21 protein-coding genes and 1 pseudogene are annotated in these 22328 nt (G+C 57.9%); 14 read left to right on the forward strand and 8 right to left on the reverse strand.

Going from position 1 to position 22328, the window contains the following annotated elements; translation table 11 throughout:
* Window positions 1-126 precede the first annotated feature (126 nt).
* On the reverse strand, window positions 127-303 hold the full coding sequence (locus ACM6IR_RS25885) for a hypothetical protein (protein WP_414910312.1): 177 nt from the start codon (window positions 301-303) through the stop codon (window positions 127-129).
* Window positions 290-574 (reverse strand): annotated as a pseudogene (locus tag ACM6IR_RS25890) (poly(3-hydroxyalkanoate) synthetase); the annotation flags it as partial. The pseudogene ACM6IR_RS25890 and the gene ACM6IR_RS25885, both read right to left, overlap by 14 nt.
* 248 nt (window positions 575-822) lie before the next feature.
* Here ACM6IR_RS25890 and phaP point away from each other — a divergent pair.
* Entirely contained in the window at window positions 823-1386 is a 564-nt protein-coding gene (gene phaP, locus ACM6IR_RS25895; RefSeq protein ID WP_414910313.1) for a TIGR01841 family phasin, read from the forward strand.
* A gap of 35 nt (window positions 1387-1421) precedes the next feature.
* Here the strand turns inward: phaP and phaR are convergent, their stop codons facing one another.
* Window positions 1422-1955 (reverse strand): polyhydroxyalkanoate synthesis repressor PhaR, encoded by a 534-nt coding sequence (phaR, locus tag ACM6IR_RS25900; protein WP_414910314.1) that lies wholly within the window; start codon window positions 1953-1955, stop codon window positions 1422-1424.
* Window positions 1956-2054: 99 nt separating this feature from the next.
* Window positions 2055-2927 carry a LysR family transcriptional regulator gene (locus tag ACM6IR_RS25905; protein ID WP_414910315.1) on the reverse strand — a complete coding sequence of 291 codons (873 nt, stop codon included), beginning with the start codon at window positions 2925-2927 and terminating at the stop codon, window positions 2055-2057.
* A 186-nt stretch (window positions 2928-3113) separates the two neighbouring features.
* Between ACM6IR_RS25905 and ACM6IR_RS25910 the strand changes: the two genes are divergently transcribed.
* The 8 genes from ACM6IR_RS25910 to ACM6IR_RS25945 all read left to right on the forward strand — a co-directional run bounded on the left by ACM6IR_RS25910 (window position 3114) and on the right by ACM6IR_RS25945 (window position 12738).
* Window positions 3114-4112: an NAD(P)H-quinone oxidoreductase gene (locus tag ACM6IR_RS25910; RefSeq protein ID WP_414910368.1), complete on the forward strand. Its 999-nt coding sequence runs from the start codon at window positions 3114-3116 to the stop codon at window positions 4110-4112.
* Between the two features lie 316 nt (window positions 4113-4428).
* Window positions 4429-5706, forward strand: a complete 1278-nt coding sequence (locus ACM6IR_RS25915; RefSeq protein ID WP_414910316.1) for a cystathionine gamma-synthase family protein — start codon at window positions 4429-4431, stop codon at window positions 5704-5706.
* Window positions 5707-5859: 153 nt separating this feature from the next.
* Window positions 5860-7290 carry an amino acid permease gene (locus ACM6IR_RS25920; RefSeq protein ID WP_414910317.1) on the forward strand — a complete coding sequence of 477 codons (1431 nt, stop codon included), beginning with the start codon at window positions 5860-5862 and terminating at the stop codon, window positions 7288-7290.
* Window positions 7291-7350: 60 nt separating this feature from the next.
* Window positions 7351-8241 carry a LysR substrate-binding domain-containing protein gene (locus tag ACM6IR_RS25925; RefSeq protein WP_414910318.1) on the forward strand — a complete coding sequence of 297 codons (891 nt, stop codon included), beginning with the start codon at window positions 7351-7353 and terminating at the stop codon, window positions 8239-8241.
* A 16-nt stretch (window positions 8242-8257) separates the two neighbouring features.
* Window positions 8258-9637, forward strand: coding sequence for a threonine synthase (gene thrC / locus ACM6IR_RS25930; RefSeq protein WP_414910319.1), 1380 nt, complete (start codon window positions 8258-8260; stop codon window positions 9635-9637).
* Window positions 9638-9659: 22 nt separating this feature from the next.
* A complete protein-coding gene (locus ACM6IR_RS25935) occupies window positions 9660-10097 on the forward strand; it encodes an Lrp/AsnC family transcriptional regulator (protein WP_414910320.1) in 438 nt (145 codons plus the stop codon).
* 174 nt (window positions 10098-10271) lie between these two features.
* On the forward strand, window positions 10272-11315 hold the full coding sequence (locus tag ACM6IR_RS25940; protein ID WP_414910321.1) for a homoserine dehydrogenase: 1044 nt from the start codon (window positions 10272-10274) through the stop codon (window positions 11313-11315).
* A gap of 10 nt (window positions 11316-11325) precedes the next feature.
* Window positions 11326-12738, forward strand: a complete 1413-nt coding sequence (locus ACM6IR_RS25945; RefSeq protein WP_414910322.1) for an aldehyde dehydrogenase family protein — start codon at window positions 11326-11328, stop codon at window positions 12736-12738.
* Window positions 12739-12887: 149 nt separating this feature from the next.
* Here ACM6IR_RS25945 and ACM6IR_RS25950 read toward each other — a convergent pair whose 3' ends face one another.
* The gene (locus tag ACM6IR_RS25950) at window positions 12888-13781 is read right to left on the reverse strand and encodes a LysR family transcriptional regulator (RefSeq protein WP_414910323.1); all 894 of its coding nucleotides are present in this window, start codon (window positions 13779-13781) and stop codon (window positions 12888-12890) included.
* A 127-nt stretch (window positions 13782-13908) separates the two neighbouring features.
* On the opposite strand from ACM6IR_RS25950, the gene ACM6IR_RS25955 reads away from it, so the two are divergent.
* On the forward strand, window positions 13909-15123 hold the full coding sequence (locus ACM6IR_RS25955; RefSeq protein ID WP_414910324.1) for an MFS transporter: 1215 nt from the start codon (window positions 13909-13911) through the stop codon (window positions 15121-15123).
* A 224-nt stretch (window positions 15124-15347) separates the two neighbouring features.
* Here ACM6IR_RS25955 and ACM6IR_RS25960 read toward each other — a convergent pair whose 3' ends face one another.
* Window positions 15348-16118 carry a DeoR/GlpR family DNA-binding transcription regulator gene (locus ACM6IR_RS25960; protein WP_414910325.1) on the reverse strand — a complete coding sequence of 257 codons (771 nt, stop codon included), beginning with the start codon at window positions 16116-16118 and terminating at the stop codon, window positions 15348-15350.
* 262 nt (window positions 16119-16380) lie between these two features.
* On the opposite strand from ACM6IR_RS25960, the gene ACM6IR_RS25965 reads away from it, so the two are divergent.
* Both ACM6IR_RS25965 and ACM6IR_RS25970 read left to right on the forward strand, forming a co-directional pair.
* Window positions 16381-17661, forward strand: coding sequence for a haloacid dehalogenase-like hydrolase (locus tag ACM6IR_RS25965; protein WP_414910326.1), 1281 nt, complete (start codon window positions 16381-16383; stop codon window positions 17659-17661).
* Between the two features lie 473 nt (window positions 17662-18134).
* The gene (locus ACM6IR_RS25970; RefSeq protein WP_414910327.1) at window positions 18135-19007 is read left to right on the forward strand and encodes a DNA/RNA non-specific endonuclease; all 873 of its coding nucleotides are present in this window, start codon (window positions 18135-18137) and stop codon (window positions 19005-19007) included.
* 59 nt (window positions 19008-19066) lie between these two features.
* On the opposite strand, the gene ACM6IR_RS25975 is transcribed toward ACM6IR_RS25970, so the two are convergent.
* Complete coding sequence (locus ACM6IR_RS25975) at window positions 19067-19960, reverse strand: LysR substrate-binding domain-containing protein (RefSeq protein ID WP_414910328.1); 894 nt, start codon at window positions 19958-19960, stop codon at window positions 19067-19069.
* A 117-nt stretch (window positions 19961-20077) separates the two neighbouring features.
* On the opposite strand from ACM6IR_RS25975, the gene ACM6IR_RS25980 reads away from it, so the two are divergent.
* Together ACM6IR_RS25980 and ACM6IR_RS25985 are read left to right on the forward strand one after the other, a co-directional pair.
* Window positions 20078-20752 (forward strand): cysteine hydrolase family protein, encoded by a 675-nt coding sequence (locus ACM6IR_RS25980; RefSeq protein WP_414910329.1) that lies wholly within the window; start codon window positions 20078-20080, stop codon window positions 20750-20752.
* Window positions 20753-20805: 53 nt separating this feature from the next.
* Complete coding sequence (locus ACM6IR_RS25985; protein WP_414910369.1) at window positions 20806-21087, forward strand: GYD domain-containing protein; 282 nt, start codon at window positions 20806-20808, stop codon at window positions 21085-21087.
* A 39-nt stretch (window positions 21088-21126) separates the two neighbouring features.
* Here ACM6IR_RS25985 and ACM6IR_RS25990 read toward each other — a convergent pair whose 3' ends face one another.
* Window positions 21127-22317: a cation:proton antiporter gene (locus ACM6IR_RS25990; protein ID WP_414910330.1), complete on the reverse strand. Its 1191-nt coding sequence runs from the start codon at window positions 22315-22317 to the stop codon at window positions 21127-21129.
* Window positions 22318-22328 lie beyond the last annotated feature (11 nt).

Here is a 22328-nt window from a genome sequence, read left to right on the forward strand (position 1 = left end):
TCGGGGCTTTAACTACGATGGCGGGAGCGGGCAGCGGTGTGATCTGCGGCGACAGCGTTACTGCAGGCGGAGACGGCTCCGAAGCGGGCTCCTGCGGGATGACAACTGTTTCACTGGGGGGGTGGGTCAGGCTGAAGCCCGGCAAGGGGACTTCGAGCAACGCGTGCAGCTCACGGCGAAAACCAGCAGGTTCTGCAATCGGATGGCTTCGCGCAGGGCGGTGGGCTCATTGCTGTAGTCCTGGACCAGCAGGTGTACCTGCTGGATCAGTTTTTCGAGGCTTTCCTTACCCGGCGCGTTCATGGGCCAGCGTATTGTCGCCGCGCTGGCGCAGGGTGTCCCAGAACAGCAGGCTGCGTTGGCCGAGGTCTGTGAAATATTCCTGCCAGTCAGTGGGCGTGGGTTGTTTGAGTTGACCCCGCTTCAGAGGCGCGAGGTTTTTTTCCTGGCGCCGGCGCAAAGCATCAAGGACGTTAAGGGTATTAAGGTGCTGCAGATGACTCAGGTGTTCGAACAGGCCGCGTTGAGAGCAGAGTTTGTCATGTTGCGATGCAATAGTATCTTCCTGGCTCATGGTGATCTCCTTGCGTCATGCATGAGAAGCAGCTGCCTGCGCCTCAAATATAGAGAGCTTGGCTGGCTGTTCGATGTCAGGAGTCTATAGCGAATAGCGGCAGGAGAAGAAAGCTTTTTGTGCGGCGCACAAAAAACCATTGCCAAACGGATTTGTGCACTGCAATATTAAGGCTAGCGCGATGACCGGCAGGATCGCTCTCGCGTCCTCAGGCCCATGTAGGCCTTCCAGTATCAGGAGATTCAAACATGTCTTTTTTTAACTCGGAAAAATTGCAAGACGCTCAGAAAGCCAACCTGGACCTCCTGCAGCAAATCAGCGGCAAAATCTTCTCCAGTGCTGAACAGTTCAGCCAATTGCAGTTCAAGACACTGCAGGCCTCCACCGAGGAGCAGTTCGACGGCTTTCGCAAGCTGCTGGCAGTCCGTGATCTACAAGGGCTCGCTGAGCTCCAGACTTCTTTCACCCAGCCAAATGTGCAAGCCGAACGCTTGGCTGAGTTCAATCGCCAAGTGCAAGCGTTGATTGTCGGCACTCACTCGGAAATCGCCAAACTGACCTCGCGTCAGGTCGAGGCGGGCACCCAGCAGGTGCAAGAGTTTGTTGAAGTGATCAGCAAGAATGCACCGGCTGGCTCCGAGCCTGTTGTGGCCGCGTTCAAGTCGTCTCTGGCGAATGCCGGTACCGTTTTTGAAAGCGCACAGAAAGCCGTAAAACAGGCCGCTGACGTTGCCCAGAGCGGTTTTGACGCAGCGACCGCCGCAGCCGGCAAAACCGCTCCTGGTGCCAAGGCTACAAGCGGTAACAAGTAAGTCACATTAGAGCGGTTACGCTAATGGCGATGGGTTTACTCCCCATCGCCATTTTTTTTCGGCCCGTGACCGGCACCTGGCTTGCCTGGTGGCATGCCGCCGAACAGGCCGAAGAGGTTCTGAGTGTTTAGGTAGAGGCTTTTTGACTGGTCGACATACTGGCGCATCAAATCCTGCATGACCGGTGCTTGCTGGTGCATGAAATTGCTCCAGGCTTCGGAGGACTGAGCGCCGGTCTGGGACTGGATGTCTATGACCGTCTGGATGCTTTTATCCAGGTAGCTGCCGAGGACGCTCTGGTAGGGACCGTAGAACTGGATAATCCCCATGAGCATCTCACTGGAGAATATCGGCTCACCGCCACTTTCGGCTTCCAGAATGACCTGCAGCAAAATACTTCGGGTCAGATCCTCGCCAGTCTTGGCGTCGACCACCTCGAACGGGATTTTGTCGACGACCAATTGGCGTATATCCGCAAGGGTCAAATGACGGCTGGTGTGCGTGTCATACAGACGACGATTCGGGTACTTCTTGATCAGACGGATGGTGTTCCGACTGTTATCTGTCATTCGGGGCTACTCACAGCGAGCCTGATTTGCAGGCATCTTATCTTACTCTGACCACCACCCTGCCGATTGAAAATTGACCCAGGGCGCAATGGAGCCTGACTATTTTGTGTGAGTGGCGTGATCTTCGAACGCGCGGACGATGCCATCAATCATGGCTGCGATGCGCGCGGTGTGCCGAAGGTCTTGATGTGTGACGAGCCAGACTTCATAGACCGCCCCGCGTGCGGGCTCCGGCCATATCTGCACGAGGCCGTCGTGTTCAGCCAGATGTACTGGAAGCTCGCCGATGCCGATGCCGGCCTTCACCGCAGTACGCAGCATGAGGCTGGAATTGAAGGTCGATACGATGCGCCCCGCGTGTATCGGTTCGCCAGCAAGCGTCGGTGATCGATTACCGGCCCAGAGGACAAGATCGTGGCCCGCGAATGCAGAACCAGCGACGGGCGTGCCGAGTCGCTCAAGATAAGCACTCGACGCAAAGAGCGCCATGGGCCACCGGGCAATGCGTCGCGCGACAAGATCGGGGTTGTCCGGCCGGACTGACCGGACCGCGATATCCGCTTCACGCTTTGCCAGGTTTAGCATGCGTGTCGAAGTGTCCAGCAGGACGCGCACTTCGGGATGCAAGGCATGCAGTCGTTCGATGGCGGGCAGCAGGAACTCCAAGGCGATCAAGTCAGTACTGGTGACCCGTACGTCCCCCGCAAGCCGTGTATCCGTACCTTGAGTTTGCCTGACGAGTTCGTGCGCGAAGTGCTCCATTTTCTCTGCTGATCTCAACGCGACCTCGCCTGCGGTGGTCAACGCGTAACCCTCAGACGTGCGCAGAAAGAGCGTTGCACGCAGAGCGTGCTCCAGTGCCGCAATCCGCCTGCCAACCGTTGCCTGATCGAGATTGAGCGCTCGGCCCGCTCCACGGAGCGTTTTTTCACGCTCCACCGCTAGAAACACTCTCGCATCATCCCAATTCATCGTGCCCTCCCTCTGATGCAAATTTGCATCTCACGACAGGAATAATGCTGCACGCCAGCATCAGTGTCGATACCTATACTGCGCCGACTTGGGGGCCTCGCTCACTGATCCGCACGGATCAATCGAGCATCATTTTTTAAAGGAGTGACAGCCATGTCTGTTCCAACTTATCGCGTACCGTCCCACATGACGGCCATTGAAATTCAACAGCCCGGCGGCCCTGAGGTCCTGGTGCCGACTACGCGCTCGGTACCGACGCCAACCGCTGATCAGGTGCTGATCCGCATCCATGCGGCTGCCGTGAACGGCCCGGACGTGTTCCAGCGCAAAGGGTTGTACGATCCACCCGCTGGCGTGACTGACATTCCAGGGCTGGAGGTGTCAGGTCAAGTCGTCGCCGTTGGCGCCAACGTGTCCAACTTCCAGATCGGTGAACTGGTGTGTGCGTTGATTCCCGGCGGTGGTTACGCAGAGTTTGCCGTCGCGGATGCCTGCAACACGATGCCTATCCCTAAAGGCCTGACGCTGTTGGAAGCGGGGGCCATGCCAGAAACGTTTATGACGGTATGGCTGAACGTTTTCCAGCGCGGCAAGCTGGTCGCTGGTGAGTCGGTGTTGGTGCATGGCGGTGCGTCCGGTATCGGTACCACGGCGATCATGCTGGCGAAGGCATTTGGCGCTTCGAAAATCATCACGACAGTCGGCTCGCAGGCGCATCAGGATGCCAGCCTGGCGCTGGGTGCGGACCACGCGATCAATTACCTCGAGGCCGATTTTGTCAGCGAAGCGAAGCAGTCCACCGATGGAAAAGGCGTCGATGTGATTCTCGACATCATTGCCGGCGACTACGTGCAGAAAAACTATGACGTCGCGGCCATGGACGGCCGGATTCTTCAGGTCGGTGTGGTCAAGGGCCCGGCGAAGGACCTCAACGTCGTACCGATGATGATGAAACGTCTGACGCATATGGGCTCAACCTTGTGTTCGCGCACATCCGCGGAAAAGGCGACCATCATGAGTGAACTGGAGCAGCAGGTCTGGCCGCACATCGAGAGCGGCAAGATCAAGCCGGTTATCTACAGGACCTTTGCGCTTACCGACGCTCGTGGCGCTCACGAGTTGATCGATTCCGGCACGCACTTTGGAAAAATTGTCCTGACCACAGGTGCCACTCTTATCGGCTAAAAGCCTGGCGTTTCACCAAACCGGCAAACCTCTGCCGGTTTGGTGGTGGGCGTGAAGAAAAGCATTTTTTTAAAAAGCGGGCCTGCATTACGCGAGTCCGAAAACGGACTGTTGAGCATCGTACTCGTCTGGACTGCTGCAATCGTTATGCAATAGTTGGGCATTTCACCCCTCATCCCGCACATTGACAGCCATTAAAAAAAGCAGCCCTTTGGCACCGATAACATCGTTTCTCGGGCGCACTGGTTTTGAATATATTGGCCGCCAGATCCGGTGAATGACTCAACATTCGCCACCCTCAGTGCGAGTAGCCTCAATGAATAATAAACCTGACAGCGCAGGGCTTGATAACGCCGGAACGGGGACCCGAGCGGTCTGGGGCGGGGAGCAAGTCAGGCACCCCTACAACGCCACTCAAACACCCATCGTGGTCAGTGCCGCTTACGGTTACGACGACATCGACATCTGGTACGACGTTGCTCTGGGCAAGGTGCCGGGCTTTATCTACAGCCGCATGAGCAATCCGACGGTCGAGACCCTCGAAGCAAAAATCTGCGAATTGGAAATGTCCGAGTCCGCTGTGGCCTTCAGTAGCGGCATGGCGGCGATCAGCAGCGTACTTTACACCTTCCTGACTCATGGCAATCGTGTGGTGTCCACTAAGGATAGCTACGGCGGCACCAACAAGATTTTCGAAGAATTCCTGCCGCGCATGGGCGTGGAGGTGACCTTGTGCGAGACGATCGATCACGAGGAGATCGAGCGTGAAATCGCCAAAGGTTGCCAGTTGGTGTACCTGGAAACGCCGACTAACCCGACCCTGAAAATACTCGATATCCAGCGTTTGGTGGCTGCGGCCAGGCGCGTAGGCGCCGTGGTGGTGGCGGACAACACCTTCGCCACACCGTTGAATCAGAACCCGCTGGCGCTGGGTGTGGACGTGGTCATCCACAGCGCGACCAAGTTTCTCAGTGGCCATGGCGACGTGCTCGGCGGCCTGGTGTGCGGCGGTGAGTCCTTGATGGCCAAGGTGCGTCATTACCGAGAAATCAACGGCGCGACGCTTGACCCGTTCTCGGCGTACATGATCATTCGTGGCATGAAAACTCTGGTGCTGCGTATGCGTCAGCAGCAACGCAGTGCCCGTGTCCTGGCGGAGTACCTCTGCTCCGAACCATTGGTAGAGGCGGTCAATTATCCCGGCTTGCCCAGCCACCCGAACCACGCTGTGGCGCACGCGCAAATGTCCGACTTCGGCGCCATCGTCTCTTTTGTTCTGGTCGGTGGAATGGACACGGTCAAGGTGCTCCTGCCACGTCTTCGATTTGCCCACTGCGCGGGCAATCTCGGCGCGGTGGAAACCATTTACGGCCCGGCTCGGACCACCAGTCATGTTGAGAACACGCTGGAGGAGCGACAGGCTCTGGGTATCTCCGAAGGACTGGTGCGGGTCTCTGTCGGCATCGAAGACACTGATGATTTGCTCGACGATCTGAAGCAGGCGTTCGCTTTTGTCAGATGTTTGCGGGATGAGCCGGCACAGGCAAACACACAACTCTCAATCAATGAAACGTGTACCGAGGCAGCAAGCTGAAGTTTTAACGTTGATACCTCACGACAAGGCCGTTAGTGGGGCGTTCATGAAGAGGAATAATAATAAAACTTAGTGGCGACCTGTTTTTACTCTGCCGAGTAACTCATCGCAGACGTTAATGCGTGCCCTAATAACTTTCATGAGAAAAAAACCATGTCCATAAAAGAAGAACAACTCAACACGCGCGCTGGTTTTAAACAGGAAATGCAGACGCGCCATATTGTCATGTTGGCATTGGGTGGTGTTATTGGTACCGGGCTGTTTCTCACGTCCGGGTACACCGTTAACCAGGCCGGTCCCTTGGGTGCGGTTATTGCTTACATCATCGGCGCACTCATGGTTTACATGGTCATGATGTGCCTGGGCGAATTGGCGGTGCAGATGCCGGAAACCGGTTCGTTCAGCACTTACGCTACGCGTTTTCTCGGACCTGGCACCGGCTACACCGTGGCATGGTTGTATTGGCTGACCTGGACGGTGGCGATCGGCTCCGAATTCACCGCGGCCGGCATTTTGATGGCGCGTTGGTTTGCGGATACACCGGTATGGATCTGGAGTGCGCTGTTCGCGGGCTTGGTGTTTCTGACCAACGTGATCTCGGTGCGCTTGTTCGCTGAGACCGAGTTCTGGTTGTCTCTGGTCAAAGTCGTGACTGTGGTGGTGTTCCTGCTGATCGGCGGTGGCGCGATTCTCGGCCTGCTGCATATCGATCAGGCGCACAGTATCGGGATGAGCAACTTCACTCGCGAGGGGCTTTTCCCTACCGGGTTCATGCCGATTGCCATGACATTGCTGGCGGTCTCTTTTGCATTCTCCGGCACTGAACTGATCGGTATCGCCGCGGGTGAAACCAAGGACCCTCAACGCAATGTGCCGCGTGCCATTCGCACTACGGTGCTACGTTTGGCAATCTTCTTTGTCGGGACCATTTTCGTCCTGGCGACCTTGCTGCCACGTGAACAGGCCGGGCTCGTAGAGAGTCCATTCGTCACCGTGTTCACCTACATCGGGATTCCGTACTCCGCCGATATCATGAACTTCGTGATCATCAGTGCCTTGTTGTCGGCCGCCAACTCCGGTTTGTACGCCGCCTCACGGATGCTCTGGACCCTGAGTGACCAGGGTCACCTGCCCAAGCAATTCTCGGCCCTGACCCGCATGGGCACACCGCTCAATGCCATCATCGTCAGCATGGCCGGCGGTGCCGCATCGTTGCTCAGTAGTGTGTTTGCCGCCGACACCATCTACCTGGCGCTGGTGTCGATATCCGGGTTGGCGGTGGTGGTGGTGTGGATGAGCATCGCCGCCAGCCAGATTGCTTTCCGCCGTCACTATGTGGCCAATGGCGGCGATGTCCGCGACCTCAAGTTCCGCGTCCGGGGTTATCCGTGGGTACCACTGGGAGCGCTGGTCTGCTGCAGCCTGGCGTGTGTCGGAATTGCGTTCGACCCTGAACAACGGGTGGCTCTGTATTTCGGTTTACCGTTCATCGCCTGGTGCTATTTCGTGTATTACATTACCCGCAATAGCCGCGAGCGACGCCTGTCGCTTGCCCCCTTGGCACAACCGTCCGATGCGTTCTAGGCACTGTCGACGGGGTGGGCAAGCGTGCTCGGTGCGGGGGGTGTCAATAAGGTCCAGGGAATGAAGCAAAAGACGTTACCTCCATTGAACTGGCTGCGGGCATTTGAGGTGTCCGCCCGCTGCCTGAACTTCACTCACGCTGCCGAAGAACTGTTTTTGACCCAGGGTGCGGTCAGCCAGCAGATCCGCCAATTGGAAAGCCACTTGGGGGTGGCGCTGTTCAAGCGCTTGCCCCGTGGCCTGGGGCTGACCGAGGAAGGGCAGGCCTATCTGCCGGTGGTGCAGGATGCGATTACTCGACTGGCGGTGGGGACCAATGAGATTTTTGGCCAGCACAAACGCCGGCCGATCAAGGTGCGCGGCAGTCTGGCGTTTTTCGTGCACTGGCTGGCGCCCAAGCTGGTGGGCTTTCGCCAGGCCCATCCCTATGTCGACATCCGCTACATCAGCAACATCTGGGTCAAGGAACTCGATGGTGAGGACGACATGGAGATTCGCTGGGGCCATGGTCAATGGCCCGGCCTGGTGTCGCAGCGACTGACCTGGGACACCTTGTTTCCGGTCTGCTCGCCAGCCCTGATGGAGAGTTCGCCACTGAAGGTGCCGGCGGACGTGGCGCAGCATCCGTTGTTGCATGTGCTGGGCTACGAAGAGGGCTGGGGTTACTGGCTGAACATGGTCGGTGCGGACGCCGTCGATTCGTCGACCGGTATGCAGTTCGACACGTTGATTTCCACCTTGCGTATGGCGGAGTTGGGGCAGGGTATTGCCCTGGCCCGGTCCTCGATGGTTGACGAGATGCTTGAAGACGGGCGACTGGTCGAGCCCTTCGCCTTGCGCATCGAAGCCAGCGAGTCGTTTTACCTGGTCCGCGGTTCCGGGGTCGACCAGCATCCCGACGCGGTCATGTTTTCCACCTGGCTGGTCGAGCAGGCACATCGTTTCAAATGAATGGCCGGAGCCAACCATGCGCTATGTGAGTACACGAAATTCGGCTGTGCAGGTCGATTTTGAAAAAGTCGTATTGTCAGGAACGGCCGAGGACGGCGGGCTGTTCGTCCCCCTTGACTTGCCACTGTTCGAACCGCAGGACATCGCCAATTGGTCGACTTTGTCCTATGACGAACTGGCCTATCGGGTCATGAGTCCGTTTGTCGGCGAGGCTATCCCCGAGGCAGACTTCAAGCGCCTGCTCAAGGAGGCTGGCAGCAACTTCAGCCATCGTTCCCTGGCGCCCTTGCATCAGGTCGACCGCAACGAATGGGTGCTGGAACTGTTCCATGGACCGACCCGTTCCTCGAAGGATTTTGCCGCCCAGTTGCAAGCAAGGCTGGTGCAATACTTTCTGTGCAAACGCGGACGTCGCGGGGTGGTACTCGGTGCCACCAATGGCGATACCGGGCTGGCGGCCATCGAGGCATTCAAACACTGCGATGAAACGGTCGTGGTGGTGTTTTACCCAGAGACGGGTGTACCGCAGGATCAACTTCAGCATCTGCAAGCGGTGGCGCACCCCAAGGTTCATAAGTTCGCAGTCAATGGCAGCTTCGACGAGTGCCAGACCATCGTCACGCGGCTGTTCCGGCAGTGGCCGTGCACGCAGCACGAGGCGATCAGTTTCAACTCCAGCAACTGGGTCAGTGTGTTGGCGCAACTGGTGTTTTATTTCCACGCCGTGCTGCAACTGGGGGGCGGTCAGCGTCCGATCGGCTTCAGCGTGCCGGCAGCGAGCTTTGCCGAGGTATATGCCGGGTACATCGCGCAGAAAATGGGCCTGCCGATTACCCAGATGATCGTGGCGACCAATCAGAATGACGCGTTGCATCAGCTGTTTCTGAAGAACCACTACTCCAGGTTGCGTGCCAACAAGACCTTGTCGCCAGCCATGGACCTGTCGATCTTTTCTAACCTGGAGCGTTTCCTCTGGGAACTCTACGGGCACGACGATCAGGCGGTCAGCGGCCTGATGGCAGCGTTCGAATCCAGCGGCGAGATGACCCTCTCCAACGAGTTCTGGTTGCAGGCGCGCATGATCATCGACTCCTACGCGGTCAGTGATGAGCAGACGCTGAAGGAAATCACCTCGCTGTATCGCGACACCGGTTACGTCATCGACCCGCATACTGCCACCGGCGTTCTCGCGGCCAGGTTGTACCGCCGAAGCCTGGTGGCACCGATGGTTACCCTGGGGGAAATTTCACCGGCCAAATCGGCCGTGCTGCTCGGCGAACTGGGGATCAGCACGCCTGTGCAACACCGCCCGGTCGCGGAGCAAGGACCGGCGCAGCTTTACCGGATTCAACCGGATGACTTCGATACGATCTATCAGCTGCTCGGCGCGTTATGAAGGCGCTGAAACAGGAGGCCACGTGAAGCGAATTCTGGACCCTCTCGATGAGCGCATCATCGCTGAACTGCGGCTCAATGCCAGGGCCGCTCACGCCGAGCTGGCGGCCAAGGTCAACCTGTCGCGCAATGCCGTGCGTCAGCGCATTGAACGGCTTGAGCGCGACGGTGTGATACAGGGTTATACGGTGCGCACGGGGGAAGGACGGCAAGCCTCTTCGAACATCAATGCGGTGATCTTCGTCTACCGCTACGACCGCATGCGCGGCGCAGAAGTGCTACAGGCCCTGCGAGCAATACCGGAAGTCATCCAGTGCGATGTGATGAGTGGCGAGTTCGACCTGATGCTGCGGGTCGGCGCTGCGAGCCCGGAGCGGGTGCATAAGGTCTGGAGTGAAATCTCCGCATTGCCGGGGGTGGAGAACACGGTGACCTCATTTGTGCTGTCGTCTGTCGTCTAGCCTATTTTCATTCTGAAAAAGCCAACCAGTGTTGGCTTTTTTTATGCGTGACGCTTTGCCCGGGTGCTGGTCAAAACGTCCACAAAATAGTGCAAATTGGCATATTTCACTGCCCTGGCCGCGCCCCTAATCTAGTGCCCAACAACCCATCACTCGGATCAAGGGCATAAAAAAATGACTGAATACAAACTGGCACTGGTCGGTTTTGGTGGTGTCAATCGGGCATTGGCTCAGTTGATTGCCGAACGTAACGAAAGCTGGAAAGCCGAATTGGGTTTCACCCTGAAAATCGTCGGCGTCACCGACCTGTTCCTCGGTTCGGTGATTGGCCGCGAAGGGCTGGATGCCGCTTTGCTGGCCAGGTTGCCGACGGTCAAAGGTGCCCTGGCGCAACTGCCGGGTGGCGAGGCCGAAGCCCTCAATGAAGCGGTAATCAAGGACTGCGGCGCGGACATCATTGCCGAAGCCACTTTCACCAACCCGGTAGACGGCGAGCCGGCCACCTCGTTCTGCCGCTGGGCACTGGAAGGCAAAAAGCATGTAGTTACCACCAACAAGGGACCGATTGCCCTCCACGGCGCCGAGCTGAAAGAGCTGGCCCGACGCAATAACGTCGCCTTTGAATACGAAGGTTCGGTGATGAGTGGCACGCCGGTAATCCGCTTGGCCAAGCAGGCGCTGGCGGGCAGCTCGATTGTCGGTTTCGAGGGGATTCTCAACGGCACGTCGAACTTCGTTCTCACCAGCATGGAAGGCGGCCTGGGGTTTGCCGAGGCGGTCAGCAAGGCTCAGGAACTGGGCTATGCCGAAGCCGATCCGACGGCGGATGTTGAGGGGCATGACGTGCGCCTAAAGGTGGTGATACTGGCCAACGAACTGTTGGATGCCAAGCTGAAGGTCAGCGATGTCACTTGCAGCGGTATTTCCTCACTCGACCTTCGCGACATCGAGAAAGCCCGGCAGGATGGGGCTCGCTGGAAGCTTATCGGCGCGGCCACGCGGCATGCCGATGGTTCGGTCAGTGCCAGTGTCGAGCCGCGCCTGTTGAGCAATGATCATCCACTGGCCAGTGTTTCCGGCGCCACCAATGCCGTGTCGTTTACCTGCGAACTGCTCGGCGCGGTGACGGTTTCAGGGCCGGGGGCCGGGCGTACGGAAACAGCGTTTGCGCTGCTGTCGGACATCATCAAGATCCACCAGTCTGTTGTGCGCAACTAGGAGAAAGCCTGTGAACCTATCGCGTCTGACCCTGGAAATCGTTGAGCCGCAAATCGAAGTCTTTAACCCCTTTGACGGCACCGTCATCGGGACCGTAGCGGATGTCTGTGCGTCGCAGGTTCCGCAGTTGCTGGAGCAGGGGCGCAGCGGTGCGCGAGCCTGCGCCGGGTTAGCGCGTCATCGTCGGGCACGCATTCTCGAACAGGCTGCGTTGAACATCGAACGTGATGCCCGGGCGTTTGCCCGGCTGATCGTCGACGAAGCCGGCAAGACCCTCAAGCAGGCGGAAAAAGAGGTCAAGCGTTGCGTCAACACCCTCAAGCTTTCTGCCGAAGAGGCCAGGCGTAATGCCGGGGAAGTGGTGCCTTTCGATGCCTATGAGGGCTCCGAGTCGCGCCAGGGCTGGTTCTCCCGCGAGCCCCTGGGCCTGATCGTCGCGATCACCCCGTACAACGATCCGTTGAATCTGGTGGCACACAAGCTCGGTCCGGCAATTGCCGGCGGCAACGCGGTGATTCTCAAACCGTCTGAGCTTGCGCCATTGTCGGCCATCAAATTGGTGTCGTATCTGGTTAAGGCAGGGTTGCCCGAGTCGGTGGTCACAGTCGCCACCGGCGGCGCGGAACTGGGCAAGGCCTTGGTCGCCTCCCGTGAGGTACGGATGATTTCCTTTACTGGCGGCTTCGTCACCGGGGAGCAGATTGCCCGCACGGCCGGCCTGAAGAAGCTCGCCATGGACTTGGGCGGCAATGCACCGGTGATCGTCATGGGCGACTGCGACCTTGAAGCCGCCGTCGAGAGTTGCCTGTCCGGAGCCTTCTGGGCTGCAGGGCAGAACTGCATAGGCACTCAGCGGCTACTGATTCAGGCACCGATCTATGCAGCGTTCCGTGAGCGTTTCGTCAGCCTGGCTCAGGCGCTTGTGATTGGCGACCCTTTGCGTTGCGAAACCGATATCGGCCCGATGATTACCCGGCAGGCAGCACAAAATGCCGAGCAAGTGGTGAACGACGCGTTGGAGGAGGGCGCCACATTGCTCTGCGGCCATCGGCGACAAGGCTCGTGCTACGCCGCAACCGTCCTGGAAAACGTCGATCATTCCAGTCGGCTCTGGCGCAACGAAGTCTTTGCTCCGGTAGTGGTGTTGCAGCTTTTCGAAACCTTCGATGAGGCCATTGAGTTGGCTAACGAGCCCGAATACAGCCTGCACGCCGGGATCTTCACCAATGATCTGGCAACGGCCATGAGCGCCGCACGGAGGATCGAAGCCGGGGGCGTGATGATCAACGATTCTTCCGACTACCGCTTCGATGCAATGCCGTTTGGTGGTTCCAAGTACGGCAGCCTGGGCCGGGAAGGGGTGCGCTTTGCCTATGAGGAAATGACCCAGCCTAAGGTGGTGTGCCTCAACACGCTGGGCTGATCGACTCAAGGAAAATCGAATCGGGTCGTTTTGCATTGGGAAGGTCTGGTCACCCGCCCAATGCTTTTTTTTGCGGCAAAAGCGGGGTTGTATCAATGTCCGCTGGCAGCGGCACTTGCAGCTTGGCCGGGTCATACGGCTCGCCGCCTCTAGACTGCTTCGCGCAGTGCATTGGCCACCAGAGAAAACGCCGGGGAGGGTTGCCGACGGTTGGGGTAATACAAATAGTATCCAGAGAACGGTGGGCACCAATCGTCCAGGACACGCATCAGCCGACCTTCCTGAAGGTGTGGTTCAAATTCCTCCTCGGGCAGGTAGGCAATGCCCAGTCCCGCCAATGCCGCATCGACTATGTGGACAGACGTGTTGAAAGTGAGCTGGCCGTTTACGCGCACGTTCAACTGTTTACCACTCCGCTCAAAGTCCCACACATAAAGCCCGCCTGATGTCTGCATGCGCTGGTTGATACAGCCATGGCCCATCAAGTCTTGCGGGTTCTTGGGAATGGAGCGGTTGGCAAAGTACGCTGGCGAGGCGACGACAGCCATCCGTAAGGCGGGTCCTATGGGAACTGCGATCATGTCTTTATCAATGGTGTCACCCAGACGCACGCCCGCATCGAAACGATCAGCCACGATGTCTCTAAATCCGTAATTGACGTCGAACTCGACCTTGATATCCGGGTATTCATGTAGCAATGAAGTGAGCTTGGGCAGCAAGGTTGTCCGCAGGACATGATCGCCGCACGTGATGCGCACTGTGCCGGCCGGCTTATCGCGCAATTGCGTCAGTACATCCAGTTCCGCTTCGATTTCATCGAAGCGATTGCCGATGGCCTGTAACAGTCGCTCGCCAGCTACCGTAGGCGAGACGCTGCGCGTGGTACGCGTCAGCAACCTTATCTGGAGGCGCGCTTCCAGACCGCTGATTGCCTGACTGAGCGCAGATTGGGTGACACCCAGCACCGCGGCGGCTCGGGTGAAACTGCCTTCGCGCGCCACTGTCACGAAGGACAGCAGATCATTGAGGTTCCTCCTGACCATTATGCAACCCCCTTTGCATCAAATTGATTAGCTGTACTTATAGACCTATTAAGTATTCATTAGCTAGTCGCGGGCGAGCTCGTTCGTCACCATGCCCGCCATGAATATGAATGAAGGTAAGGCCCCAATGGGTACTGTTTCCCCTGAAAACGGGGCCCCCGCTTGCTGGAACGGTGTCTTTGCAATGACGCTTTGCGTCTTCGCGTTGATCGCTTCGGAGTTCATGCCCGTCAGCCTGCTGACGCCGATGGCCGTCGATCTTCACGTCACCGAAGGTTTGGCCGGACAAGGCATCGCGATCTCCGGGGCATTCGCAGTACTGACCAGTCTGTCGATCTCGGGGCTTGCCGGAACCCTCAACCGCAAGACACTGTTGCTGGCGCTGACGGGGTTGATGGCCGTTTCCGGTGTGGTTGTCGGGCTGGCGCCAAACTATCTGACATACATGATCGGCCGTGCTCTCATCGGGGTGGTCATCGGCGGTTTTTGGTCCATGTCCGCTGCGACGGCCATGCGGCTGGTATCTGCCCACGAGGTTCCCAAGGCTTTGGCCATCTTCAACGGTGGTAATGCGTTGGCTACCGTGATTGCCGCACCGCTGGGCAGCTATCTGGGTTCGGTCATTGGCTGGCGCGGTGCCTTCTTCTGCCTGGTGCCAGTAGCGGCGATTGCTTTCACCTGGCTATGGATCAGCCTGCCGTCCATGAAGGTGGATCAGCGCCCGCCGGGTTCGCGCAACGTCTTGAAGCTGTTCAAAAACCGGTCCGTGGCGCTGGGCATGGCTGGCTGCGGCGCTTTCTTCATGGGGCAGTTTGCCCTGTTTACCTATCTGCGACCTTTCCTCGAAACAGTGACGCGGGTTGACGTATCCACGCTGTCGTTGATTTTGCTCGTGATTGGCGTAGCAGGCTTCATCGGCACCCTGATCATTGGTCTATTCCTGAGGCGCGGCCTGTACCGGACACTAGTAACTATTCCCGTACTGATGGCCTTGATCGCCTTGACCCTGATCCCCTTTGGAACCTCGGTCATTGCCGTTGCTGCGCTGCTCGGCTTTTGGGGGTTGATGGCTACCGCGGCCCCAGTGGGCTGGTGGAGTTGGATCGCACAAGCCATGCCAAAGAATGCTGAAGCGGGTGGCGGTTTGATGGTCGCCGTGATTCAGCTGGCCATCGCGCTGGGCTCGACCATTGGCGGCCTGCTGTTCGATAGCAGAGGCTACCAGGGCACTTTCGTGGCGAGTGCAGTCATGCTGCTGCTGGGGGCCTTTCTGACTGGCCTGACATCGCGCTCGAAAACGCCCGCTGAAAGAGTTAGCCAATCTGTTGAATCGACCGGTTGAATCTACAGCCGACTGTTGACTGGTGCGAAGCTCGCCATCGACCGGGGATTCGATATTCAGGCTATAGGCAATCGTAAAGGTGTGCGGCGACGGTCAGTAAGAGAGGGGGAGGTATTGATGCTGTCTGCGGCGCCACGAATCGATCCGTGGACGAGCAGCTACCCGGTTGCGCTGCACTTGAGCATCACGCTGCGTCAATTCCTGTTGCAACCGCCAAGCCACCGCTACACCAGGACAATACGTTTCAGCTTGGCGTTCAGTGCGGCGAACGCCACTTCGGTACTGGCCTTGTGGTTGGTGATGAGCACGTCGATGCGCTCTGGCGGGCAGAAGGCGACGCGGCTCTCCACGCCAATCTTGCTGTAATCGGCGAGGATGACCACGCGTTCGGCATTGTCGGCCATGGCGCGCGCCACTTCGGCTTCGCGGTGGTCGTAGTTGCTGGCACCGCGCTGGGCGTCGATGCCGACCGGCGACAACAGCGCGAAGTCGGCTCGATAGCGGCCAATTTCCGCCACCGTGGTGCTGCCGACCGTCGCCGGCGCACGGTCGCCGAGTGAACCGCCCAGTACGAGCACCTCGTTGTGCTGGCCGCCAGACGCGGCGGGGGTGCGCAGTTGCAGTGCCACGTTGAACGAGTTGGTGATCACGGTCAGCCCTCCCAGCTTGGCCAACTCTTCGGCAAGGATGACGGTGGTGGTGCCCGCGTCGATGAACACCGTCTGCCCGTGCGACAGCAGGCTTACCGCGGCGCGCGCAAGGTCGCGCTTGAACTTGACGTTGCTTTGCGCTCGCTCGGCGATTGGCGCTTCGTCCTCAACGCAGATGGCGCCGCCGTGTATCCGCTTCAACTCTCCCTGTTCTTCCAGAGCGACCAGGTCGCGCCGCACAGTCTCGCGTGAAACATTCAGCTCGGTGACTATGCGGTCGGTGGTGACGCGCTGCAAGGTCGATAGCAGTGCGCGGATCCGCTGATAACGCTCTTCTTGCCACATACCGGTGTCCCTGCTGTTTGAATCGCTGTCCGAGCACGCATTGTGGAGGGGCGTCGGTCGCTGTCAAGTTTGGTGCGGCCCCATGATCATCTGGCTGGCGCAGCCTGCGCGTCATGTTTGTGTAATGTTGAGGCATTATTGTTTTTTTGTGTATTTGAAGCTAGCCTCTTGGCCGGACGGGTTTTTCGCTCGTCCGTATTTTGAAACACGCTTTCGCCATCGCCTCGGTTGTAACCTCTCGTCTAGAAGTAGGAGCTATGCCATGCAGCGTCGCCAGTTTCTGAACACCCTCGCCACCGTTTCCGTCGTCAGTCCGCTGTTGTTGTCATCCCGCATAACGCAAGCCGCCACGCCCCCAGCCACGCCTGGTGAGCTGGACCCGGCGCGCTGGTCGCCGCTCAACATGAAACGCCTACAGGCAGTGATCGACCAGCACGGGGTCAAGAGCGCGTCTTACCGCCCAGAGCAGCGCCCGTACGCGGTGTTCGACTGGGACAACACGTGCATCATGAACGACTGTGAAGAGGCGCTGCTGGTCTACCAGATCAATCATCTGCAGTACAAGCTGACGCCCGATGAGTTCGCCGCCGTGTTGCGCCAGGACGTGCCGAACGGCGCGTTCATGAAGGACTACACCACGGTGGACGGCCAGCCGGTCAAGATGGAAGACATCGCCAGCGATGTGGAAGCGGATTACCGCTGGTTGCACGCCAACTACAAGGGACTCGCCGGCGACAAGAGCCTGGAGGACATCCAGGCCAGCGAGCAATACAAGGATTTTCTCGCCAAGCTCTACTTCATGTACGACGCGATCTGCGACAGTTACCCGGTGGAGATCGGCTACAAGTGGATTCTGTACTTCTACAAGAACATGACCACCGCTGAATTGCAGGCGATGGCGCAGGCCTCCAACAACTACGCCATCGGCGACGCGCTGCGCAAGGTCAAGTACGAGAGTTCACGCACATTGCCGGGCAAGGCTGGGGTGGTGGCGGATACGCACTTTCATGGCATCCGCATCCATGAGGAAATCCGCGGCCTGATGCACACGCTGCGTGCCAATGGCATCGACGTCTATGTCAGCACCGCCTCGATCGACGATGTGGTACGCGTGTTCGCGGGCAATCCCCATTACGGATACGGCGTGCCGCCTGAGAACGTGATCGGCCTGCGCATGGCGATGGAAGACGGCAAGTACACCAGTCGTTATCAGCCAGACTGGCACTTCAATTACGGTCCGGGCAAGACCGTCGGCATCAAGAACGTACTGGTTAAACAGAAGGGCTATGGCCCGGTGTTGGTGGCTGGCGACAGCGATGGCGATGCCTGGATGCTGCGCGACTTCAACGATACGGCGGTGGGGCTGATCGTCAACCGCATGAAGAAGGGCGAGATCGGCGCTGACAGCCAGCAGGCCGCTACCCAACTGGGCAACCCGAACGCCCGCTTCGTCCTGCAGGGGCGCGACGAGCACACTGGCCTGATGATTCCAGACGAGAAATCGCTCAAGTACGGTAAAGACGAGCTTAAGCTGCTGGCTTGATGGCGCTGGCTCGCGGGTGGTCGGTGGCCATCCGCGAGCCGCAGTGCTGCGGGACCCGAAAACCTACAACCTGGCATCTGCCTGCTTCTGCATCCTCTTTTCCATATCCGCCATGAGTTTCTGGCTTCCGGCAATCCTGAAAACCCGAAGTGTCAATGACACCCTGCAGCTGGGTGGGTATGCCGCTGAGACACATCATCTTTGGCCGTACTTTGCCTATCACTGCTTAGATGAGCATTGGCAAACAGAATGTAAACGCAGCTCAGCACTAATCTGACTTGTAATGGTCAATAAGTCCCGCACGACCTTCAGCGGTAGTGCTGCTCGGAGCCGACCGGATCAGCATCGGTATTTTGAACAAGGACATTGAAAACATGCTCGCTGCAATGTAAACAGCCACTGCCTCCACCTGGTTCCGTGAATCGGGACTCGCTATACGTTTGCCCTTCAATCCCATTCGAAGATTTTAAAGCATGTACCTACGCAAAATTGCAGTTGGGCTGTCGGCCCTTGTTTTGCTCTCGACCGGGGCAGAAGCCCGTAGTCTGCTGGACTTTATCAAGCCCCCCACCCAGCATCAGGAACAGGTGTCACGCTCGGGCTCGATCAGCCAGAACGCGGCGCTGGACCTCTATTCAAACAAACAGAAACAGGCATCGTTCGACGGCTGTGCAGATCTGTTCCCGGCCGCCAATCCGATCAACATGGCCACTGTGCCTGCAACAATGAAACCCTTGGCCCTGTGTTCCGACAACTTTGCGGTGCTGTACTCGCAAACCAGCAAGACGCCGCTGGTGGTGGTAGAGCGTCTTAATGCAGCGCAGCTTCAGGATGCAAAAGGCGAGGAGCGCACCAACCAGTTCTATCCGGACCCACGCATCCCCAAGAGTGGGCGGGCAGAGTTGAGCGACTACCGTAGCCAACATCCGGCGGTGGACCGTGGCCACCAATCCCCGGCAGCCGATGCCCCGAGCCCCAATGCGATGGCTCAATCCTTTGCGCTGTCGAACATGGTGCCGCAAGACCCAACCAACAACCGGAAGATCTGGAGCAAGGTCGAGTCGGATGTCAGGAAGTTTGCCAAGCGAGCCGATGGCAATGTTTTTGTCTTTACCGGCCCGCTCTTTGACCCAGGCCACACCACCGTTGGCGACAACAAGGTCTGGGTGCCGACGCGCCTGTTCAAACTGGTTTACGACGCATCGTCCAAGCGGGCCTGGGCTTATGTATTGCCCAACGCAGAAACCCGTATCGAGAAACCGATGGACTATGACACTTTCGTAAAAAATACGGGGCTCAAGTTGTTGGGGAATCTACCGGTCACCGGTTCCGTAGGGCGCACTTGATGGCTTGATGTAACGCAATATGAACAGCCTCGTAAGGCGAAACCATGCCTGCGCTTGTTCTAGCTTCTTTTCAGGTATCCCCGTAAATATTCGGCGAGTGCTGTCGTAAGTTCGGCGGCACTGCTTTCTACCTTCCACACGAGAAAGTAAGCGTTGGTTGCCTCTAACGTCGTTGCGAATGGCCGAACCAGACTGCCCTCGGCCAAGTGAGCTTGCGAGACCACATCGGAGAGCAAGGCAATTCCCTTTCCCTGGACCGCTGCCGCTATCGCATGGGCAGCGGAGGGTACTTTTACCCGGATGTTATCGGAGAGCTTTACCCGTGCAGCCAGTGACCATCTGCTCCACTGCTCGCCGCCATCTTCGTGCAAAAGCGCGAAGCCATGGAGCTTGCGATCTCGGCTGTGCAGATCCATTCGACCGAGCAGGGTGGGAGCGCACACCGCGCAGAGCCGGACTTCACTCAGTAGCTCCCAGCGTTTGCCGGGGAACGGCGGCTGGTCGTAGACGACGGCAATATCATTGGCATGCCAATCTACTTCTGCACACGTAACCGCCTGATTAATCGACAGGCTGGTCATATTGCGGCTGGTCGCAAATTCGACAATCGCGGCAGTCAGCCAAGCGATGCCGATAGAGGGGGGTAGTGATACCGACAGTGAGCGCTCCTTTGGCTCGCCTTCACGCTCAACCGCAAGTCGTACCAAGTCGGCCAAAGTGCCTAGTGCATCAGACACGGATTGATAAAACTCATGCCCGGTTTCAGTCAGTGTCACATTCCTGCCAGTGCGCGCGAATAGCTGAACTCCGGTGATGTTGCTCAGCTTCTTTAGCTGCAATGAAATCGCGCTTGGGCTGAGATGGAGTTCGTCTGCGGCACCGCGCAGTGTGCCGAGCCTGGAGACAGCTTCGAAGGCCCGCAGGTAGGGAAGAAACGCCAGTTTGTTGGTCACTGAAAGGCTCTGTGCAGGTAGCAATTGGTTAGCTGATGAAAACAATAATGTGCTGGATTAATCGCTTTAACTCACGATACCCGATTGCTAGGCTGGCTTGAAACCCTGGAGGAAACCATGATTACTGCTCAGCCTTTCAATTATCCCTACGACGGCAAATTGGTGCCTGCGGCAACGGCATTGCTGGTGATTGATCTTCAGGAGGACTTTCTGTCCAACACGGGCTACTTCGCTCGAAGCGGATACGATCCAGCGCCTTTAAGAGCAATTCTCCCCACGGTAAACCAGTTGATCCAAAAGGCCCGATCAGTGGGAATACAGGTCATTCACACCAGGCAGGGTTATCGGGGGGACCTGGCTGACATGACGCCCTATGAAAAATGGCGGCGGCGACAGGCCGGGCTTGAAGGTACTGACGTGTTACTACGTTCCAGTCCGGGTTTTCAATTGGTCGCCGAACTGGATGTGGGTGTCGATGACATCATCGTCGACAAAACCTGCAACAGTGCCTTCACCTACACCGAGCTTGAGCACATTCTGCGTGCGCGTGGCATTACCCATTTGCTATTCAGTGGCTGCACGACCGATGTCTGTGTGCATACGACCTTGCGAGAGGCGTGTGATCGCAACTTCCAATGCCTGACTATTTCTGACGCTTGTGCCAGCGGTGACCAGTACGCCCACGATGCCGCGTTGTACATGGTGACCGTGGAGAACGGAATTTTCGGCGCACTCACTGATGCTGCCGCCGTGCTGGAAGGACTGGCTCGGCTCGATGGTCAGACGCTATGAAGTGCTCGGACCCGCTCGCCGTCGAGGGTGTTTCGCAGTGCTATATATCGCTGATGAAGCTCACGCCCAAAGGCTTGGCCGAGCTACATGACAGCCCATCGCGGCGAGCAATGAGTGAAAGTCGTGTAGCCCGGCAAGGGGGGCGTTCTCTGGCGTTTTACGCAACCCTTGGGGAGTACGACTTTGTCCAGGTATTCGAGATGCCCAGCAATCAGGCAATGATGCAGTACGTGCTCACCGCACGTCGCGATGGCTATGTAGAGCCCCTGGTGCTTCCCGCGTTCAGCCATGAAGACTTTGACCGAATCCTGGCGAACCTGGCCGTCTTGACTTGATCTGGTCGGCACCGGAAACGGTGGTATTTCTGACCAATATCAGTGATCACGACTGGCCAGCCGTGCAACCCATGGATTGGCACTCAGACCGTGCAAAAGCACGCTTAGTAAAACGGTACAGACAGCAGCAGACACCAAGGTACGACTGGCTTGCAGAGGGTAGGTCAATATCATGACGGCGAAGACAATGCTGGCCAGGCCTCGCGGGCCGAACCAGCCGATAAAGAGGCGGGTTTCGAAATCGAAGCGGGTTCCCACCAGACTGATCAGCACTGGCAGTATGCGAATCACGGTCAGGCTGAGCACCGAGTAAAGCCAGATGTTCAGTGTGAGATTGCTCCAGGCCCAAGGGATCACCAGTGCGCCGAATATGACCCAGGTAATGACTGATAACAGGCTGGCGAACTCATCGCTGGCCTTGAGCATCTGGTGCTTTTGCTCGGTAAACAGAAAACTTGCGAGCAACCCACCGACGAACGCGGCGATAAACCCGCTACCGCCTAGTGTTTGTGCTGTGGCAAAGCACAGAATGGCGAGTCCGGGCAGGGTCAATTGTGACCACATGGGCGTTTGCCAACGGTGTTTTCCGGAGTAGCGCTGCAACAGCCAGGCGATGAGCGTAAGGGCAATACCGATGAATGCACCGATGCCCAGTTCCTCGACAACCAACTCCAATGCCAGTGAGAGGGGGGACTGCGTTTGCTCTTCGACCAGCAATGCCAAAAACATCAGCAACACTGGAACGCAGATCCCGTCATTCAATCCGCTCTCAACGTTTAACCCTTCACGCACGGATGCGGGAACCTTGCTATTGCTTACAACAGCCTTGCCGAGCGCAGCATCGGTGGGCGCCAGAAGGGTTGCCAGGATGGCCAATTCCAACGGCGGGACCTGTGGAAACAGCCAGACGCCGACTAGCCAGCCACCCACTATGGTCAGTGGTAGACCGATCATCAGCAAGCGTAGCGGAAGTCCTTCATTGGCCCGCAGAACCTTGAGGTCGGCGTTCGCCGCATCGCTGAACAGAACAATTGCCAATGTCAGCTCAGCCAGGAGCTTGAGGCCATCCTTGTCAATCCGGGGTTGCAGAATACCCAGAAATGCCGGGCCGAGAATCAGACCGGCAAGCATGAACATAAGCGGGCCATTGAGCAGGCGCGACTCGAAACGCCCCGCAAATATGCTGTAGGTCAGGAGGAAGGCGGCAAGCAGCGCTATGTTCTGATACATCAATGACCTGC

Origin of the sequence: Pseudomonas sp. IT-P253 (assembly GCF_949768125.1) — a bacterium.
Classification (GTDB): Bacteria; Pseudomonadota; Gammaproteobacteria; order Pseudomonadales; family Pseudomonadaceae; genus Aquipseudomonas.